1 protein-coding gene is annotated in these 983 nt (G+C 71.5%); it reads right to left on the minus strand.

The window, feature by feature from the left end; translation table 11 throughout:
* Positions 1 to 983 (minus strand): DUF6531 domain-containing protein (locus KUM32_RS40260; RefSeq protein WP_374227614.1); only part of this gene is annotated, 983 nt, incomplete at both ends.

Here is a 983-nt window from a genome sequence, read left to right on the forward strand (position 1 = left end):
GGTGGTGTGGCCGAGCGCGTCGGTGACCGCCAGGGGGCGGTGGGGGCGGTCGGGGTGCCACCGGGTGCGGCGCGTGTGCCCGAGTGGGTCGATCTCCGCCACCACCTTGTACGTCTCGTCGTAGACGTAGGTCGTCTCGTGGCCGAGGGAGTCCGTGTAGGTGGTGGTGCGCCGGGCGCTGTCGTAGTGCAGCCGACCGGTCATCATGTCGCCGCTGCCGATGGTGCGCAGCACGCGGCCCCGTCGGTCGTAGACGTAGCCGAAGCGGGTCCCGTTGCGGTCGGTCCAGGAGGTGATGCGATGGTCGGTGTCGTAGGTGAACCGCAGGGCCTCGCCGCTGGAGTTGATCACGTCGGTCAGGTTGCCGGCGGCGTCGTAGCGGTAGGAGACGAGTGTCGTGCCCGCCGGCGTCGCGCCCACGCCGAGGAGGCGGAGGGCGGTGATACGCGGTGGTCCCGAATCGGCTCCGGTCCCTGGCTCCCCTTCCGTAGGGACCGTCCCCGTCTGCCGAGGGGCGTGGTCGTGCCGGTTGTCTCCGGCGCCGGAGCCGTCCTCATGGCCGACGGAGGCCGCGCCGGGGCTGGTGTCCACCGCTATCCGGTAGCCACCGGAGTGCGTGACCTCCGTGGGCGTGCCCTGCGCGTCGTACGTGAACGTGATCGTGTCGCCGTTGTGGTCGCAGACGCTGACCAGGGGCAGTTCCGTGGGTTCCAGGCCCGGCAGCGGTGCGAAGCGCAGGGTTCGGTCGCGTTCTGGCTGGGTGAGCCGCATGGTGCCGCCCGCCGTGCCGTCCCAGTGCAGGGGCCAGCGGCGCCCGCCCTCCGGATAGGTGTCCTCGCCGGGCGTGGGAACCGGGTAGCGCAGCACCATCCCGTCGTCGGCCACGAAGACGACACCGTCACCGTCCAACTCCAGTCGCTGGTCCAGCGTGGCGGCCCAGGTCCGACCGAACCACCCGCCGCAAGGGTGGCCGGATACGAAGG

This window comes from Streptomyces sp. AC627_RSS907 (genome assembly GCF_019049165.1).